Genomic DNA, 17968 nt, shown 5'->3' on the forward strand with positions numbered 1-17968 from the left:
TCATGACGTCCGGAACCGAAGAGCTGCGGATTCCCCTGGACCCGTTCGTCACCGACCTGGACGGTGAGAGCGCCAAGCTGCGGGCGGCCGGGCCGCTCGCCGCGGTCGAACTGCCCGGCGGGGTCCCGGTGTGGGCGGTCACCCGGCACGCCGAGGCCAGGGCATTGCTGACCGATCCGAGGCTGGTCAAGGACATCGAGGTCTGGGGCGCCTGGCGGCGCGGCGAGATCCCGTCCGACTGGCCCCTGATCGGCCTGGCCAACCCCGGCCGCTCCATGCTCACCGTGGACGGCGCCGACCACCGCAGGATGCGCGGCCTCGTCGCCCAGGCCCTCACCCCGCGCCGGGTGGAGGCGATGCGCGAGCGGATCACGGAGCTCACCGCGCGGCTGCTGGACCGGCTGCCCGCCGACGCCGACGTCGTCGACCTCAAGGCGGAGTTCGCCTACCCCTTGCCGATGTACGTCGTCGCCGATCTCATGGGCATCGAGGAGAGCCGACTGCCGCGGCTGAAGGTGCTGTTCGAGAAGTTCTTCTCCACCCAGACCCCGCCGCAGGAGGTCGTCGCCACCCTCGTCGAACTGGCGGGGATCATGGCCGAGACCGTCGCCGCCAAGCGCGCCGAGCCCGGTGACGACCTGACCAGCGCGCTCGTCCTGGCCTCGGAGGACGGCGACCGTCTCACCGACGAGGAGATCGTCTCCACGCTCCAGCTCATGGTCGCCGCCGGCCACGAGACCACCATCTCCCTGATCGTCAACGCCGTCGTCAACCTCTCCACCCACCCGGACCAGCGCGCACTGGTCCTCTCGGGCGAGGTGGACTGGTCCGCGGTGATCGAGGAGACCCTGCGCTGGTCGACACCGACGTCGCACGTGCTGATCAGGTTCGCGACCGAGGACGTGCCGGTCGGCGACCGGGTCATCCCGGCGGGCGACGCGCTCATCGTCTCCTACGGCGCGATAGGCCGCGACGAGGAGGCGCACGGCCCCTCGGCCGGCGAGTTCGACATCACCCGTGAGACCCGCACCCGCCACATCTCCTTCGGTCACGGCCCGCACGTCTGCCCCGGCGCGGCCCTGTCCCGTCTGGAGGCGGGCGTGGCGCTGCCCGCGCTGTACGCCCGCTTCCCCGGCCTGCATCTGGCGGTGGAGCCGTCGGCCCTGCGCAACAAGCCGGTGGTGACCCAGAACGACCTCTTCGAGCTCCCCGTCCGGCTCGCCCCCGCGGCTCTCTGACGCACTTTCGCAAGCCACTCGCACCGCGTGCGTCCGTACGGCCGTGATGCGAGGCAGAAGAAGGTGACGAGCTCCCGTCCCGTGCCCCGAGCCGGGACGGGAGCCGTTCGACGTGGGCCGAGCAGAGCAGGAGCCGGCCCGCCGGGAGGCGCCCGGAATCCGATCACTGGGCCCCATGCCCCTCTGGGCCGTTGTACGACGCCGGGCGCCTCGTGGCTCAGGCGGCCCGGGTGAGTTCGGCGCGACCGAACAGCAGGGCGTACCCGGAGGGGAGTTGGGCGAGGACGCGGCTGAGGAGTTCCTCGCCGGCGAGCTGGGCCACGACGCGCAGGACGGTGCCGGTGTCCCATCGGGTGGTGGCCATCGAGCCGCCGGTGCGGGACGCGAGGTCCTTGACGAAACCCCAGCCGGTGAGGGGTTCGGTGGCGGGGATCTCGGAAGTGAGGATGACGGCTGCCTCGTGCGGCAGCCGGGCCGCGAGCTCCACCCGCTCCTCGCCCGTGAGCTGGCGCCCGAGAGCGGCCAGCACAGCGCGCACCGACCTCTCGGCCTGTGCGCGGGTGGGGTACGCGCCTTCGTACCTCACCCTTTCCAGCATCTGCTCGAACGTCGTGCCCGTGGTGGACCGGCACGGCTCCAGCTGGGAAATCATCGGTGACGCGGTCGCCTTTCTCGTCTGGGGTGTTTCTCTTCCGGGGTGATCCCGAGGTGGTGGCCGGGGCTCGCCGGCCGGTCACCACCTCGGTCGGTCAGGGGAGGGGGTGTCGCTGCTCGGGGGTCATACGGGCTGGGGATGGCCGAACAGCAGGTCGTAGCCCGCCGGGAGTTGGAGCAGTATCCGGCGGGTGAGCTCTTCGCCCGCGGCGTCCGAGGCCACACTGAGCACCGCGCTCACATCCCAGGCCGCGGTCCGTTCGGTGGCTCCCTCGATCCATGCCGCGGTGGCCCGCACGAACCTCTCGGGGGAGAGCGGCTCGTGCGCCTGGAGCGGATTGAGCAGCAGGAGCGCCATGCCCTCCGGCAGCCGGGCCGCCAGTTCCGCCCTTACCTCGCCCACCAGGTGAGCGCCCAGAAGCGCCAGCACCGTGCGGGCGGCCCGCTCGGCTTCCTCGGTGGTTTCGTACGCGCCGCGTTCCTTGACCTGGTCCAGGAACGCTTCCCAACGCATGGCCATCGCTGCTCCCTCGTGTGTAGGGCGGCGAGTGCGGAGGGGCGGGGGCGGCCGCAGCAGGGGAGGCCGCCTGCCCGCCTCGGTCTCGGCCGGGAGGAACTCAGCCGCTGATCTCCTTGTGCGCGGAGCCGCCGCCGATGGCGATCTTGCGCGGCTTGGCGCGCTCGGCGATCGGGATGCGCAGCGTCAGCACCCCGGCGTCGTAGTCCGCCTTGATGTGGTCGGTGTCCAGGGTGTCGGCCAGGACGACCTGGCGGGAGAAGACACCCAGAGGCCGCTCGGAGAGCTCCATCTGCACGTCGTCCGCCTTGGCGACGGGGCGCCGCTCGGCCTTGACGGTCAGCATGTTCCGCTCGACGTCGATCTCGATCGCGTCCGTGGGGACGCCGGGCAGGTCGAGCGCGATCACGTACTCCTCGCCCTCACGGTAGGCGTCCATCGGCATCGCCGACGGCCGCGACCAGGTGCCGGGCGTGTGCAGGAGCTGCTGGGTGAGTCGGTCGAGCTCACGGAACGGGTCGGTGCGCATCAACATCGGGAAACACCTCCAGTGTTCGGGTCAGCGCTGTGCTGCCAATGCGGTTCACCTGCCAACCGTTGTAACATGTCATCCAAGCGATGACAAGTGAAGCGTCATCGAAGTGATGACATCCTGGAGGTTCCATGACACAAGAGGATCAGCCCGTCCCCCGCGCCCGCGGCCTCACCCCCGCGTCCTTCCTTGCCGCCGCGGCGCTGAACACGATCCGCGATGCCCTGCACACCGCCCAGACATCGTGGGACGGCGAGCAGCCGGCACCCGCCCAGACCAGCTCCGAGCAGGCACTCGCCGCTCTCCTGCTGCTCCGCGAAGTGCGCGACCAGCTCGCCGAGTGGGAACCGGGGCTGATCGAAGAAGCCCGGGAGGCGGGCAGCAGCTGGGCGGATCTGGCCCACCCGCTCGGCGTCTCCAGCCGTCAGGCCGCCGAGCGCCGCTATCTGCGCGTACGTCCCGGAACCCCCGGGTCCACCGGCGAGCAGCGGGTACAGGCCACCCGCGATCGTCGCGCCGCCGACCGCACCGTCACCGCCTGGGCCCGTGACAACGCGGCGGACCTGCGCCGGCTCGCCGGTCAGATCACCGCGCTCACCGACCTCCCCGCGGCGGCCCGCACCCCTCTCGTCGAGCTCACCGCCGCCCTCGCCGACAACGACGCTGCCGCCCTTGTCGGCCCCCTGACGGTCACGCACCCGTATCTGACACCCGGCCACCCCGAACTGGCGGCGCTGGTCCACGACGTCGCCCGCCACACCGACCGGCTCCGCCGGGACAGTGGCGACCAGCGCCGAGGGCCTCGGACGCCGGGGCCTTGAGCACGGCCGGCCGCACGGGAGCGCTGGACAGGTCGGGCCCCGCCGAAGCCGTGCTGCACGGAATCTCAGCGGGTCTTCGGCGCGTGTCCCGCAACGTTTCCGGCAGCAGGCCGCCCACGATGGCGCCAGGACCTGTACCTGTCGGACGAAAGGGCTCGGTGTGAGCGGACGACGGCGTAGGACAGCTTCGGCCAGGGCACTCCTCGCCGTTTGCCCTCTCGTGGCGGCCCTCGGCGCGTGCGGCGCTCCCGGTGGGCGCGTCGATGCCGCGTCTTCCGCGGTCACGGCTTTGGAGCGGGCCGTCGGCGAAGGCGACCGGGCAGCGATGTGCTCGGCGCTGGCCCCGCAGACGCGCAGTGAGGTGGAGGATTCGGAGAAGAAGGTGTGCCCCGACGCCGTCAGCTCGCAGAGCCTCACGGCTGGGGGCCCTCTCCGCCGTGTGGACGTCTGGGGCCGTCAGGCGCGGGCAGTACTCGCCTCGGACACCCTGTTCCTGTCGCAGTTCCCGGATGGCTGGAAGATCGTCGCCGCGGGATGCCGGCCCCGACCCGGCCGGCCCTACCAGTGCTCCGTCAAGGGGGACTGACCCGTGCGCACCATGTTCACCCTCTGCCTCACCCTCGTCCTGGGAGGCCTTGTCTACTTCACCGCCGTGGGGCTGACGCACCGATGACCGCAGCGAAGAAGCCGGCCCGTCCCAGAGGCACAGGCCATGGTCGGACGCAGCCCACAGGCCGCCGTGGGGTGCTCGGGTTCGTGCGGGACAACGGCATGAGCCTGGGGTTCGGTTGTGCCTTCCTGCTCGCTCTGGCAGGACAGGCGATCGCCGGCTGCGCGGAGTTCAACAACCAGCTCGCCGTCGACGGCCTCGCCCAGGTCGGTTTCCTCGACTACCTCACCTCCTCGGACTTCGCCGTGGACGTCACGGAGAACTGGCAGTCGGAGTACCTGCAGTTCTTCCTGTACATCTTCGCGACCGTCTGGCTCCTCCAGCGCGGATCCCCGGAGTCGAAGGAGATGGACAAAGCGGGCCCCGAGTCGGACGAGGACCAGCGGGTGGGCGAGCACGCCGCGCCCGACTCCCCCCGGTGGGCGAGCGCGGGAGGGGTACGCCAGGCCCTGTTCTCCCGGTCCTTGGGCCTGCTGATGGCAGCGCTGTTCTTCTTCTCCTGGCTGGCTCAGTCCGTCGCGGGCGTCGCCGCCTACAACGAACAGCAGCTCCGACAGCTCCAAGCCCCCGTCGACTGGGGGCATTACGTCAGTTCTGCCGACTTCTGGAGCCGCAGCCTGCAGAACTGGCAATCCGAATTGCTGGCCGTCGCCTCGATGGCGATCTTCTCCGTCTACCTGCGCCAGCGCGGATCGCCGGAGTCCAAGCCCGTCGGCGCCCCGCACTCCACCACCGGCCTCGAGGGCTGAACGGCAGCACATCCCGTCCGCGGGCTCCGGACCCCGGGAGGCGACGCCCGACACGGATCGCGGACTCGGACGGCCCAGGCCACCCGTTGTGCCCCGAGTCTTCGAAAGGCCGTCGAGCGCTTCGGCGGTGGCGGCGCCCCGGGGAGCGAGGTCGCGGACACCACGGCATGGCGTGGGGCCGATGCGTTCTTCAGCGGGAGTGGGTCACTGACTGTGCCGACGCAAGGAAGTCCCGGACCGCGTCCGCGAAACCAACCGGATCGTTGGCGTACAGGAAGTGGTCCGTCCTCAGCTCGACGAGACGGGTGCCGGGCCGCCGAGCGGCCATCCGGGCCGCCTGCTCCGCCGACAGCACACCGCCTTCGGCGCCGCGCACCAGCAGCGCCGGGCAGGTGGAGCCGGTCCAGTCGGCCCAGTGGTCGCCGTGGACCTGCTCCTCGGATTCGTAGATGTCCCTGGGGTGGAAGGGCAGGCCCCAAGCTCCGTCCGGCCGCTCGCGGACGGCGGATTCGAGGTAGGGGGCGAACGGGCCCAACTGCGCCACGAACGCCTCCCGGCTGGGAGCGGTGCCCTCCGGAAGGTTCAGGACGAACGCCAGCGGGTTGCTGCCGTCCAGGCCGAGTTCGGCACAGCCCTCGCCGTTGACCAGCGCGGTCACGCGCTCGGGGTGGCGGGCGGCGAACTGATAGGCGTTGATCGCGCCGAGCGAGTGGCCGAGGAGCGCCGCGCGGTCCAGTTCCAGGTGGTCGAAGAGGGCTTCCACGTCGGCGAGGTAGCCCTCCCGGCTGTAGTCGGCCGCCCGGTCGGAGTCGCCGTGGCCTCGCTGGTCGAGCGCTATGACCCGCCAGTCCGGGGCGAGGCGGGCGGCGAGATCGGCGTACGACCTGCCTTCGGACATGTGTCCGTGCAGGGCGAGCAGCGGGCGGCCCGGCCCCCCGAAGTCCACGTAGGACAGGGTGCGGCCGCCGACTGTGAAGGCGGAGCGCTTGGCGTTGGTGTTGGCGGTGTTCATGGGCTCACCGTAGGCGATATCTATACGAGCGTACAAGACGTACGTACGTGTAATACGGGCGTATGAACGTTGGTGTCGAGCGGTCGGTCTGTGCGGCCGGTCACCGGTGTCTCCTGGAGACGGAGCCGCCGACAGGCGTCGACGAGGGTCGCCTCGAAGCCCGACGGAGCCTTGGCGTCAGACGCTTCGAAGCCCTGTCGGCCTGCTCTCCCCGAGGCGCACCTCGGCACCCCTCATTTCCTGGGGCTCCTCGAAAGGCCGGGCTGTGTGATCGTGTGGCGAGCGCTGATTCATTTCCGAAACCGGCGTTGCGGTATGTCATCCCGCCCCGGCGGTGGGGCGGTGTCGGCCGCGCTTCCCGCCGCCGTCCGTGCCCGGTCCGGCGGCATTCCCGCCCTGCCTGCTCGGGGGCGAGTAATGCCGGGAACGAGGGGAACTCGGGGCATGAAAAAGGCGAGGAATCCGGGGGCAGTGAAGGTCTGGGAGAATGGAGATGTATTCGTGAGCGCTGATATGTGGGGCTACCAGCCGATGGCCGGATACACGACCGGCAGCAGTCTGATCGGCTACAAGGTCGAAGCCACGGACGGAAGCATCGGCAAGGTCGACAAGCACTCCGACGACGTCGGGACTTCGCATCTCGTGGTCGACACCGGGGTGTGGATCTTCGGCAAGCACGTCCTGATCCCGGCGGGCCTCGTCAGCGGCATCGACACAGCGGGCGAGACGATCTACGTCGACCGGACCAAGGAGCAGATCAAGAACGCTCCCGAATTCGACAAGGAAAAGCACACCGGGGACCCGGGCTATCACGAGGTGATCGGCGGCTACTACGGGAGCCACCGGGCCTAGGTCTCATAGGCCTCATATGCCACAGCGTGCGTCTCCGTGTGGAATCGCAGGAGGGTGTCGAGGCAGGTCGCCCGGACCGGCCGACAGCATCGTACGAAGGCCCCGGACCGTGGTCCGGGGCCTTCGGTGGTCTCAACCGCTCAAGCGGCTGCGCAGCAACTGCTTGCCGAACTCGGCTCCCTTACGGCTGTCGGCCTGCGCCTTGCCGAAGAGTTCGGCGAGTTCGCTGTCGCCCTCCCGCTGTGAGCATCGACCCCCGGCCGTGCCTCGGTGCGCTGCGTGCCGGCCGCGGAACGTGGCGTCCGCCCCGGTGCTTATTGGTTTGCCGCCGATAGTTGCGGTCGGATAGGAAGCTTGCATGCTCAGGGGCAACAAGGTCGGGCTCAGGGCCCGGCACGAGGACGACATCCCGATCCTGCGGGCCGAGCTCTACGACGACGTGGTCAACTCCTCACGCTCAGAAGCCGGGCCGTGGCGGCCGATCACGCCCGGCTCGAAGGATCCACGGCTCGTGGCGGACGACAAGGAGCAGGGGCACGTCAAGTTCTCCGTGGTGGAGCTGGAGGGCGACACCCTGGTCGGCACGGCTGCGCTGTGGGGCATCGACAACCACAACCGGTCCGCGCACATCGGGATGGGGCTGTTGCCGTCCTCCCGCGGAAAGGGATACGGCACCGAAGTGGTCGCGGTGCTGTGCCACTACGGTTTCGTCGTGCGCGGCCTGCAGCGGATACAGATCGAGACGCTGTCGGACAATGCCGCGATGCTGCGTTCCGCTCAGCGCAGCGGCTTCGTCCGCGAGGGCGTGCTGCGCTCCTCGGCATGGGTGATGGGCGAGTTTCTGGACGAGGTGGTGCTCGGGCTCCTGGCCCAGGACTGGAAGCCCGCCTCGATGGGCTAGGCAGCCGCCGGATTGACAAAGACGTTCACTCGTCCCGCCTCTGACGTGCCGTCACCGCAGAGTGGTCGCGTGCACCGCGTTCCGACACAACGGCTGCGGCCGTCGGACCGGCATCGGCCGCCTTGCATCGCACGGGCCGCAACGTCCCGCCATCAAGCCGGTGCATCGCCCTTGCGCGACTCACGTTATGCGACGCATCACTTCCGGAGTGCCGTGCGTCGGGCATGCGCCATCATGATCGGAATGGACGCTCGTTTCCTCGGCATCGCCGAGCTGGCCGAAGTCCCGTCCGTGGCGGTCGTGGTCGACGTCATGCGCGCCTTCACCGTGGCCGCCTGGGCCTTTGCCCAGGGAGCGGAGAAGATCGTTCTCGCTGAGTCGCTTGAGGAAGCCCTGGCACTCAAGGCTCGCCACCCGGATTGGGTGGCGCTCAAAGACGGTCCGCCCGCGCCCGGGTTCGACGCCGTCAACTCGCCGGGCCTGCTGCGGTCCGTTGACGTCGGCGGACGGACCGTTGTGCAGAAGACCACGGCCGGGACGGTCGGCGCCCTCGCGGCCAAGGAGGCGTCGCTGGTGCTGTGCGCCGGCTTCGTCGTGGCGGAGGCAACGGCTCGGTTCCTGCGGACGCGCAAGAGTGACAGTGTCACCTTCGTGGTCACCGGTGAAGAGGGCCGGGCCGATGAAGATCTGGCGTGTGCTCAGTACATCGCTCGGAGAGTCACCGGGGCTGAGACGGATGCCGGCGAGTTCCTCCGCCGCGCTGCCGAGTCCCGCGCCGCTGCGGAACTGGCGGAGGGCGTGCGTCAAGGAGTCCACCCTGACGACGTTGCGCTCTGCCTCGAGGTGAACCGATTTCCCTTCGCCATGGCGGCCACCTTGGACAGTTCGCTCATGGTGCTCCGTCCTTGCGCCGTGCCTTCGCTGAACGACGAGGCCCTGATCTGATCGCTGGTGAGGTCCGACTTGCGCCACGTCCGCGGCGGCCGCACGTGCCACGTCACGCCCGTTCGGTCACGGCCGTTCGGTCATTCCCGTTCGGTCAGGGGCCCTTGCGCTGGGGGGAGTGCGTCGAAATGCCGTCGCCCGGCTCCATCGCCTTTCGTGCCGGGCCGCTTTCGCGCCGGGCCTCCGGGGGCTACTGTTCCGGTGCAGCGAGTGACACACGAGGAGCCAAAGTCATGATCGGTCGCCCGAGCGCGCGTTGACGTCGTAGGCCGCCACCGGCCCGTCATCGCGTGCTGCCCTTGATGTTGCGGCACAGCGAACCTTCCCTGCCCGGACCTTCGGTGCGTCTGTCGTGCGCTCGACGGCGGGTGCTTCGTTGTCGGCAAGCCAAGGATCCTCGTGCCGTCCGCTTCTTCTTCTTGTGTATCCGGTTCCGGTCGCCCTGTTCCGTCAAGCCTGTGGCGCGACGGCGACTTCCGCAGACTCTGGCTCGGCCAGGCGGTCTCTCAACTCGGCGAACACGCAAGCCTGGTCGTGCTGCCGCTCTTCGCGGTCCTGACGCTCGACGCCGGTGCCGGCCAGTTGGGCGCGCTGCGCGCGGCAGGACAGGCGCCGATCCTGTTGCTCTCGCTCTTCGTCGGCGCTTGGGTGGACGGGTGGCGGACGCGCACGGTGATGGTGCTGACGGACGTCGGCCGGACCCTGACCCTGGGCGCCGCCGCCGTGGCCGGCCTCCTCGGTTGGCTCGGGCTGCCCGCGCTGTTCGTGGTCGCCTTCGCCGTCGGGGCCCTGTCCGTGTTCTTCGACGTGGCATACCAGGCGTCTCTCGTACGGCTGGTGCGACGTGATCAGCTGGTGCGGAGCAACAGTGTGCTGGAGGGCAGCCGGTCCGCGGCCCAGATCGGTGGTCCCGCCCTGGGCGGCACGTTGGTGTCCCTGCTGTCGGCGCCTATCGCCATCGCCTCCAGCGCGCTGTTCTTCGCGCTGTCGTTCCTGTCGATCCGAGGGATCCGTAGGGACGAACCCATCCCGAGAGGTTCGGAACGCCCCGCTCGTATGTGCCGGCGGATCCATGAGGGCCTCCGGTTCGTCATCAGCGACACCTCGCTGCGGGCCGTGTGTCTCGCCTCGGCCGCCTTCCAGTTCTCCTTCGCGGCCGTGATGACCGTCTATGTGCTCTTCCTTCCGCGGGAACTGCAGCTGTCAGGCACTGCCGTCGGGCTGGCACTCGCGGCGACGGGACCGGGCGCGCTCCTGGGCTCCGTACTGGCCGCACGCCTGCCGAACCGGTTCGCGTACGGCCCCGTACTCGTGACCGCGGCGGCACTCGGCGACGGCGCGTTCCTGTGCGTGCCCGCGCTGCACGGCCCCTCTGCCGTAACGGTGCTCGCTCTCCTGGCCGTCAGCTTCGTGTTCGGGATCGGCGGCCAGCTGGTGACGGTCACGGTCATGGCCGTCCGACAGGCCGTCACTCCGGAAGGAATGCAGGGCCGTGCGGCCGCGACGATCACCTTCGTCGGCATGGGGTCGACCCCGCTCGGTTCTCTGCTCGGCGGATTCCTCGCGGCGGAGTGGGGGTTGCGCACCAGCCTGCTGGTGACGGCCGCAGGCATGCTGCTGTCCCCTGTGGTGATGGCCTTGTCCCCGCTCGCCCGACTGGGACGGGAGCTTCCGGCCTCCCGGGAGGCCACGGCGACGACGGCCGGCCAGCCGGAACTGCATGAATCGGCCCTCCGTACGACGAGCAGTCGCCACCGGGCGCCACGAGGCGACGCCAGGTGACGCCGGGTCACGTCGACGTCGCGACTCACCTTGAGCGCCGAGCCGTTGCTGCCGCTGCCGCTGCCGCCGTAGGTCATCCGATGCTCCTGCCCGGCGGGCGTGCGATAGGTTGCCCGTCATGGCTGAGCTCGGACCCGGCGCCTGGCCGCCTGCCCCGATCAGGACCGAGCGGCTCGTGCTCCGTGAGTCCGAGGCTCGGGACCGTGCGGCGTTCATCGAGCTGTTCGCCTCGCCGGAGGTGGGCGTCTACATCGGTGGCCCTCGACCGCGTGACGAGCTGCAACGCGCGGTGCCTGAGGTACCCGGGCGGCGCCCCGGCCTTTTCGTGATCGAGCTCGACGGAGCGATGATCGGCACCGTCGAGCTCAACCGGCGTGACGCGGAGCATCGCAGTCATGTCCGCCCGGATGCCGGGGAGGCCGAACTCGGCTACCTGTTCCGGCCAGAGGTTTGGGGACGCGGGTACGCCGCCGAGGCGTGTGCGGCGGCGCTCGGCTGGTTCGCCGACACGCATCCCGGTCAGCCGGTGGCGCTCTGCACCCAGACTGCCAACGACCGCTCGATGCGCCTCGCGGCGAAGCTGGGGTTCACCGAGGTGCAACGGTTCGAGGAGTGGGGCGCCGAGCAGTGGTTCGGCGTGTGGTCCTCGGTCACGCCGTCCGGTTGAGCTCCTGTTCGGCGACAGGGATCCACGAGGCCATGGATGGGTCGAAGGCCCGTGCGCGCCACATGTGCGGCGCGCACATGTGAAGACCCCTACGACCGGCCGGGGTGGGGCGTCGTGAACATGGGTGAGCGGACCGGTTCGGGGCGGTGCACACCCCGTGGCCGGTAACCCAGTCGATCCGCCACACCCACCAGATCGGCCAGCAGCCAGATGATGGCCAACCACATCTCCGTGCCTTGCAGCCCGGGCTCCCGTCCGGGCCCCGAGCCGCCCTCTCCCGCCGGGCCGAAGCCGAAACCCGCTCCGTCATGCCAGCGCCCCAACGCGGGCATCAGCTGTTCCTTCGCCCATGCCCGCGCCTCGTCCTCACGATGACGGGTCTGGCGTCCGGCGAGCCACAGCGGATGCGCCACGTCCAATACGTTGCACGCGTTCTGCCGTCCAGCCGCGAACCAGCGCGGATCACGCGCGTGGGCCAGCACGGTGTCCACCACCCGCTCCGCGTACGGCACGGGGAGCCCGAACTGGGCGAACGAACCACGGGTCAGCCGGTAGTAGCCGTTGACCAGCTGGAGCCGGCCCGCGGCCGGTGACGGCGCCTCGCCCCACATTCCCGTCCACGGATCCACCCGCGTACCCAGCCAGCCGAAGAGTGCCTCCAAGGCGCCCGGGCCGCCGGACGACCCGCCCGACATCTCACGGTTGCGATACGCGCCGGTCGCCCAGCAGTCCACCCAGGCGCCCGCCGACCAGGCCTGAGTCCGCCAGGGCAACGCATCCAGTCGTGCCACCAGTTGACCAGCCGTCATCTCGTCCACGACATGTACCGGGTGGGCGAACCGGGAGTCCAGCAACTCGAGCGCGTAGCCCACGGACAGCACGTGGTACTCGGCAGTGCCGTCCTCGATCCACCCGTCGCGGGCCGGCGCGGCAAGCGTGCCCGGTCCGCCTCCACGAGCGAGCTCAGGTACCAGGCCGCTCACCGGATCCTGCAGCGCGCGCAGTCGCTCGGCATGCTCGGCCGCGGCCAGCTGCCCGGGAGGGGCGCCCAGCAACAGATCGGCGATCTCCACAGCGTCGCAGTGCGCGCGCACCGTCGCCGAAACGCCCGGCCGATCCCCGTAGCGGCCGGTGTCGTCGCTCCAGCAGCGAGCCAGGACATCGTGGGCCTGCGCCCGGGCCCGCTCGGCGAACTCGGCCACGGCGTCCCCCAGTTCGGCTTCCGGCGTGACAACCCCCGAAGCGCCGTGCCGACGGCGGTCGCGCAGCGGGCGGGCGGGGTTGCCGGCGGCGATCGTCCACGGCGCCAGGTCCTTGGTGACGACCGCCCCCGCCCCCACCACGCAATGATTGCCGATCGTCACCCCGTCCAGGACGACGACGTTCGAGCCGATCCACACGTCGTCCCCGACGACGACACCCTTGCTCGTCAGCGGCTGCCGGTGCACGGGCTGGTCCGGCGCGAAGCCGTGGTTGAAGCCGAGCAGGGAAGCGTGTGCGCCGATGCGCGCCCCGTCCCCGAGCGTCACGCGCCCCCGCACCGTCGCGTACGGGTTGACGGAGCAGTCACGCCCGGCCCGCACCTCGCCCGTGACATAGGCGTATCGGGCGATGTAGGAGTCGGCGCCCAGTCGCAGGACCTCGGCGAACACGGCGGCAGCGGGGGAGACATAGCAGCGCGGTCCCAGACTCGCACCGGCCGCGATCAACGTTTCCTGGTGCACGGCCTGAGCCGCTCGCTGTACGGACGAGGCCCTGTGCGCGAAGTCCCAGGGACAGTAGTCGAAATAGGAGTCCTCGGCGACGCCTTCTTGATCCACGCCTGTCAGCATAGATAGCGCTTACCGGCGCGAGCAATCCTCGTCTGCCGTCTGCCGTCTGCCGTCTGCCTCTGCCGTCTGCCGTCTGCCGTCCGCCGCCTTTCGGACCGCGTGACCCCGCACCCCGGTGATGCGACCGGCAGCGGCAACCAGTCGACCGGGCCCTGCCCGCACTGGTCGCCAAGCATCCCAGGCGATACGCCGGCGGAACCTGCGCGAGCTGTGCCAGGACATGCACGACCACCTGCGCTCCGTCGGTCTCGTCGACCTGCTGGACACCGCCTTCGCCCCCGACGCCGGCGACTACCTCATCGAATGCCTGCGACCGGCACAGCAGTTGCCGGAATCGGTCGGCCCGCCGCAGCAGAAGCCGGGGAGGAGTGGGGCTCCGGGACGCAGGAGCGGCGCACCGTGACACCGGTCCCACGCGGCCACCTCGAGGAAACGCACGTCGAGGGTAGGTAGGCAGGCCCGGTCGCGGGTACGTACCTGGGTTCTTCACGTGGGTGCGCAGGACGATCGTAGTGGCCGGGCGGTCCGGACGGTCCGGGTGTCCGGGCGCGTTCACCAGCCCGTAGGCCGTCGGAGGCGGCGTCGACACTTGAACGAAGAGAGCGTCAGGGGCGCCGGGCGGGGGAGGGGAGCACGCTGTCGACGAGGGGTGCCGAGGGCCTGTCGTCAACGTGTCAAGGGATGCGGCCGAAGGAAGTCCGGAAAGATTTCAACTTTCGAAGGCTTGCCGAGACTGAGGTCTCATCAGTTAAATCAAGACGTGAACTAAGCGTCGCAGCAGTGACCTTGGCATGCCGCCACATCTGCTGCCGACGCTCTCGTGTCCTTTCCCGACGCACCCGCAGGGACCTCCATGAGACTCAGATCCCTGGGTGTCGCGCTCGCCGCCACGGCAGCGTTGATCACCCTTCCGGCCATCCGGCCACCGGCGGCCGCGGCCGCCGACGCCAACCTGTCCCAGGGCAGAACGGCAACGGCATCCTCGAACGAGAACGCGGGCACGCCCGCGGCCTCCGCTGTCGACGGCGACACCGGCACCCGGTGGTCCTCGGCGGCCACCGACGACCAGTGGCTCCAGGTCGACCTCGGAAGCGGCGCCACGATCAGCCAAGTGGTCGTCAACTGGGAGGCGGCCTACGGCAAGGACTACAAGATCCAGTCCTCGTCCGACGGCAGCACCTGGACCGACCTGCGCACGGTCGCCGACGGAGATGGCGGCACCGACACGCTCGCCGTGTCCGGCCAGGGCCGTTACGTACGGCTTCAAGGCGTCCACCGGGCGACCCAATGGGGTTACTCCGTCTGGGAGTTCCAGGTGTTCGGCACCACCGGCGGAACGTCCCAGCCCGGTAGCTGCTCGACCGCCAACTCGGCGCAGGGCAAGACCGCTTCGGCGTCCTCGACGGAGAACGCCGGCACCCCCGCGTCCGCCGCGTTCGACGGCAACGACTCCACCCGCTGGTCCAGCCAGGCCTCGGACCCGCAGTGGCTGCGCGTCGACCTGGGCTCGTCCCAGGACATCTGCGGGATCGACCTGAACTGGGAAGCCGCGTACGGCAGGGACCTCCAGATACAGGCGTCCGCCGACGGTCAGAACTGGAGCACGCTCAAGACCGTCACCGGTGCGACCGGCGGCCGTGCCTCCTACGACGTGAGCGGCACGGGCCGTTACGTCCGTGTCCTCGGGACGGCTCGCGGGACGGCGTACGGCTACTCGCTCTGGGAGGTCGCCGTCCACACCGCGTCCGGCGGCACCGGGGGCCCCGTTCAGGGGGGCGGCGACCTCGGCCCGAACGTGATCGTCGTCGACCCCTCCACGCCCAACCTCCAGCAGAAGTTCGACCAGGTCTTCGCCCAGCAGGAGACCGCGCAGTTCGGCTCCGGGCGCTACCAGTTCCTGCTCAAGCCGGGGACCTACAACGGCATCAACGCCCAACTCGGGTTCTACACCTCCATCTCCGGCCTCGGACTGAACCCCGACGACACCCAGATCAACGGCGACATCACCGTGGACGCGGGCTGGTTCAACGGCAACGCCACGCAGAACTTCTGGCGTTCGGCGGAGAACCTGGCGATCACGCCGGTCAACGGCACCGACCGCTGGGCCGTCGCCCAGGCCGCTCCGTTCCGCCGCATCCACGTCAAGGGCGGCCTCAACCTCGCCCCCAACGGCTACGGATGGGCCTCCGGCGGCTACATCGCCGACTCGAAGATCGACGGCACGGTCGGCCCGTACTCCCAGCAGCAGTGGTACACCCGTGACAGTTCCGTGGGCGGCTGGACCAACGGCGTGTGGAACATGACGTTCACCGGCGTCCAGGGCGCCCCGGCGACCAACTTCGACACCGGGCCCTACACCACGCTGGACACCACCCCGGTCTCCCGCGAGAAGCCGTTCCTCTACCTCGACGGCAACGACTACAAGGTCTTCGTCCCCGCCAAGCGCACCAACGCGCGCGGTGTGTCCTGGCCCGCCAACGCCGGGACCTCGCTCCCGCTGAGCCAGTTCTACGTCGTCAAGCCGGGCGCGACCGCCGCCACCATCAACACCGCCCTGGCTCAGGGCCTGAACCTGCTGTTCACGCCCGGCGTCTACCACCTCGACCAGACGATCAACGTCACCCGCGCCGACACCGTGGTGCTCGGGCTGGGGCTGGCGACCATCGTGCCCGACGGGGGCGTCGACGCGATGCACGTCGCGGATGTCGACGGCGTCCGGCTGGCCGGATTCCTCATCGACGCCGGCGCGACCCGGTCCGGCACCCTTCTGCAGATCGGTCCCGCCACAGCGGCGGCCGACCACTCCGCCAACCCGACCACCATGCAGGACGTCTTCGTACGCGTCGGCGGGGCGGGCCCCGGCCTGGCGACGGACTCCGTCGTGGTCAACAGCGACGACGTCGTCATCGACCACACCTGGCTCTGGCGCGCCGACCATGGCGAAGGCGTCGGCTGGGAGACCAACCGGGCCGACTACGGACTGCGGGTCAACGGCGACGACGTCCTGGCGACCGGCCTGTTCGTGGAGCACTTCAACAAGTACGACGTCGTATGGAGCGGTGAGAGGGGGCGCACGATCTTCTTCCAGAACGAGAAGGCGTACGACGCGCCCAATGCCGCCGCCATCACGCACGACGGCATCGTCGGATGGGCGGCCTACAAGGTCGCCGACACGGTGGCCGTGCACGAGGCGTGGGGTCTGGGCAGCTACTGCAACTACACCTCCGATCCCTCGATCGTGCAGCACCACGGCTTCCAGGTCCCGGTCAAGGCGGGCGTCAAGATGCACAACCTGCAGGTGATCTCGCTGGGAGGCAAGGGCCAGTACGCCCATGTCATCAACGACACCGGCGCGCCGACCTCGGGGACGGACACGGTGCCGTCGAAGGTGACCTCGTTCCCGTGACCCAGGTTCCGTGACCCAGGTTCCGTGACCCAGGTTTCTGTGGTCCGCGTTCTCCTGGTCCACGGGAGTACCGGCACATCGCGCACATGAACCCGCTGCCGGGGCCGCGAGTCGGCGTCTCCGGCGGCAGGCCGACGGTGTGCCGAGGAGCGCGAAGGGCGGCCGTCCCTCAGGGGGCGGCCGCCGACGTGCCGGCTGCGGCGGCCCCGATCCCCGCGGCCCGGTGCGAGCCGTGCGGTGTGCCGCGGTCATGACAGTGCCGACCCGGGGCACCCGGAGGAGCATGAAGGCGAAGCCGGCAAAGCGCGTGCTGCTTGCGACCGTTGTGCTGACGGTCCTTCCCCTCGCCGTGTCCTGCGGTGATCAGAAACCCGAGGGGGCCGGTGGGTCGACCGCGGCGGGACCGCCCGCCCTGGCGCGATCCGGGGCCCACCTCGTCATCACCACCGAGAACGGGCTGCTGCTGCGCCCCACCGACGGCCGCCGGGTCACCGTCGACGACCGCGCCGACGGCGACTGGTCCTACGACGACGACACCTGGACCCTGGACCTGTCCTGCGCGGACCGGGACCGGGACGGGGAGCGGGAGCGGCGTGAGCAAGCGTGTCCCCGGATGCCCTACGTGAAGGTCCCGGACGGCGTCAGCGTCACGGTCAGTGCCCGCAACGCGGGCGTGGACGTGGCGGGACTCGCCGCGGCGCTGGACGTCACGACCGTCAACGGCGATGTGACGGTGACCCGTTCCGGGAAGGACGACGCACCGGTTCGGCTGGTCACCCGCAACGGCTCCGTGCGCGCGACGGCACTCGACGCGGGCCGGCTGCACGCGGCGACGACCAACGGCGACGTGATCCTCGCGTGTGCCACCGCGCCGTCGGACGTCACGGCCAGGACCACCAACGGCTCGGTCGGCGTCACCGTTGCGCCCGACGCCCCCGCGTATCGCGTCGCGGCCGGTACGGAGAACGGCCGGGCCACGGTGGACGTGCCCACCAGCGACGACCGCGAGGGCCCGGCGATGACGCTGACGACGGTCAACGGTGACGTCGACGTCCGCCGCGACTGACCCGCCTCCGCCCACACCGCCGGACGACCGCTGCCGTCTGACTGACGGTCGAGGTCCCGGCCGGCAGCACGGCGGAGACCCATGTTCCGGCCGGTGACGGCCACGCCACCTCGGAACCGGCGCAAGCCGGCGGTGGGACGGGCCCACCGCCGGTGATCGCGCCGGGGACGGCGGCGGCGTCGGACACCTGGTCCGGTGACTCTGCCGCGGTGGGCGTCGAGGACTGGTGCCTACAGCGTCGAGCTGAAGCTCCGGCGTTCCCGAATCGACCGCGTACACCGCCTCCTTGGCCGTGAAGCGCACCGGGCGCGCGCCCTTCGGGGG

The 17968-nt window shown here is 70.2% G+C and carries 17 protein-coding genes; 11 read left to right on the plus strand and 6 right to left on the minus strand.

The genetic code is table 11. The annotated features are described in order from the left end of the window. Positions 1-2: 2 nt before the first annotated feature. Positions 3-1238 (plus strand): cytochrome P450 family protein, encoded by a 1236-nt coding sequence (locus QF030_RS38815; RefSeq protein ID WP_307167252.1) that lies wholly within the window; start codon positions 3-5, stop codon positions 1236-1238. 217 nt (positions 1239-1455) lie between these two features. Here the strand turns inward: QF030_RS38815 and QF030_RS38820 are convergent, their stop codons facing one another. The 3 genes from QF030_RS38820 to QF030_RS38830 all read right to left on the minus strand — a co-directional run bounded on the left by QF030_RS38820 (position 1456) and on the right by QF030_RS38830 (position 2944). Further along, complete coding sequence (locus tag QF030_RS38820; RefSeq protein WP_307167253.1) at positions 1456-1890, minus strand: DUF2267 domain-containing protein; 435 nt, start codon at positions 1888-1890, stop codon at positions 1456-1458. A gap of 126 nt (positions 1891-2016) precedes the next feature. Continuing rightward, positions 2017-2412: a DUF2267 domain-containing protein gene (locus tag QF030_RS38825; RefSeq protein WP_307167254.1), complete on the minus strand. Its 396-nt coding sequence runs from the start codon at positions 2410-2412 to the stop codon at positions 2017-2019. Positions 2413-2509: 97 nt separating this feature from the next. Then, on the minus strand, positions 2510-2944 hold the full coding sequence (locus tag QF030_RS38830) for an Hsp20/alpha crystallin family protein (RefSeq protein WP_307167255.1): 435 nt from the start codon (positions 2942-2944) through the stop codon (positions 2510-2512). 128 nt (positions 2945-3072) lie between these two features. Here QF030_RS38830 and QF030_RS38835 point away from each other — a divergent pair, with 128 nt between their 5' ends. Both QF030_RS38835 and QF030_RS38840 read left to right on the plus strand, forming a co-directional pair. Continuing rightward, positions 3073-3762 (plus strand): type III effector protein, encoded by a 690-nt coding sequence (locus QF030_RS38835; RefSeq protein ID WP_307167256.1) that lies wholly within the window; start codon positions 3073-3075, stop codon positions 3760-3762. A gap of 744 nt (positions 3763-4506) precedes the next feature. Further along, positions 4507-5181: a DUF6766 family protein gene (locus tag QF030_RS38840; RefSeq protein ID WP_307167257.1), complete on the plus strand. Its 675-nt coding sequence runs from the start codon at positions 4507-4509 to the stop codon at positions 5179-5181. 190 nt (positions 5182-5371) lie between these two features. On the opposite strand, the gene QF030_RS38845 is transcribed toward QF030_RS38840, so the two are convergent. Continuing rightward, on the minus strand, positions 5372-6193 hold the full coding sequence (locus QF030_RS38845) for an alpha/beta fold hydrolase (RefSeq protein WP_307167258.1): 822 nt from the start codon (positions 6191-6193) through the stop codon (positions 5372-5374). A gap of 501 nt (positions 6194-6694) precedes the next feature. Here QF030_RS38845 and QF030_RS38850 point away from each other — a divergent pair. Beyond that, positions 6695-7045 carry a PRC-barrel domain-containing protein gene (locus tag QF030_RS38850; RefSeq protein WP_307167259.1) on the plus strand — a complete coding sequence of 117 codons (351 nt, stop codon included), beginning with the start codon at positions 6695-6697 and terminating at the stop codon, positions 7043-7045. Positions 7046-7177: 132 nt separating this feature from the next. Here the strand turns inward: QF030_RS38850 and QF030_RS38855 are convergent, their stop codons facing one another. After that, complete coding sequence (locus tag QF030_RS38855) at positions 7178-7405, minus strand: hypothetical protein (protein ID WP_307167260.1); 228 nt, start codon at positions 7403-7405, stop codon at positions 7178-7180. Here QF030_RS38855 and QF030_RS38860 point away from each other — a divergent pair. The 4 genes from QF030_RS38860 (at position 7404) to QF030_RS38875 (ending at position 11340) form a co-directional block, all read left to right on the plus strand. Further along, positions 7404-7946 carry a GNAT family N-acetyltransferase gene (locus QF030_RS38860; protein ID WP_307167261.1) on the plus strand — a complete coding sequence of 181 codons (543 nt, stop codon included), beginning with the start codon at positions 7404-7406 and terminating at the stop codon, positions 7944-7946. The genes QF030_RS38855 and QF030_RS38860 overlap by 2 nt on opposite strands. A 243-nt stretch (positions 7947-8189) precedes the next feature. After that, positions 8190-8891 (plus strand): 2-phosphosulfolactate phosphatase, encoded by a 702-nt coding sequence (locus QF030_RS38865; protein WP_307167262.1) that lies wholly within the window; start codon positions 8190-8192, stop codon positions 8889-8891. Positions 8892-9290: 399 nt separating this feature from the next. After that, positions 9291-10673: an MFS transporter gene (locus tag QF030_RS38870; protein ID WP_307167263.1), complete on the plus strand. Its 1383-nt coding sequence runs from the start codon at positions 9291-9293 to the stop codon at positions 10671-10673. Between the two features lie 118 nt (positions 10674-10791). Beyond that, positions 10792-11340, plus strand: coding sequence for a GNAT family N-acetyltransferase (locus tag QF030_RS38875; protein ID WP_307167264.1), 549 nt, complete (start codon positions 10792-10794; stop codon positions 11338-11340). An 89-nt stretch (positions 11341-11429) separates the two neighbouring features. Here the strand turns inward: QF030_RS38875 and QF030_RS38880 are convergent, their stop codons facing one another. Next, positions 11430-13172, minus strand: coding sequence for an acyltransferase (locus QF030_RS38880; protein ID WP_307167265.1), 1743 nt, complete (start codon positions 13170-13172; stop codon positions 11430-11432). Positions 13173-13392: 220 nt separating this feature from the next. On the opposite strand from QF030_RS38880, the gene QF030_RS38885 reads away from it, so the two are divergent. From QF030_RS38885 to QF030_RS38895, 3 genes are all read left to right on the plus strand, one after another. Beyond that, the gene (locus tag QF030_RS38885; protein WP_307167266.1) at positions 13393-13575 is read left to right on the plus strand and encodes a hypothetical protein; all 183 of its coding nucleotides are present in this window, start codon (positions 13393-13395) and stop codon (positions 13573-13575) included. A 450-nt stretch (positions 13576-14025) separates the two neighbouring features. Continuing rightward, positions 14026-16578, plus strand: a complete 2553-nt coding sequence (locus QF030_RS38890) for a discoidin domain-containing protein (RefSeq protein ID WP_307167267.1) — start codon at positions 14026-14028, stop codon at positions 16576-16578. Positions 16579-16861: 283 nt separating this feature from the next. Continuing rightward, on the plus strand, positions 16862-17644 hold the full coding sequence (locus QF030_RS38895) for a DUF4097 family beta strand repeat-containing protein (RefSeq protein ID WP_307167268.1): 783 nt from the start codon (positions 16862-16864) through the stop codon (positions 17642-17644). The last annotated feature ends 324 nt before the right edge of the window (positions 17645-17968 follow it).

This window comes from Streptomyces rishiriensis (assembly GCF_030815485.1).
Taxonomy (GTDB): Bacteria; Actinomycetota; Actinomycetes; order Streptomycetales; family Streptomycetaceae; genus Streptomyces; species Streptomyces rishiriensis_A.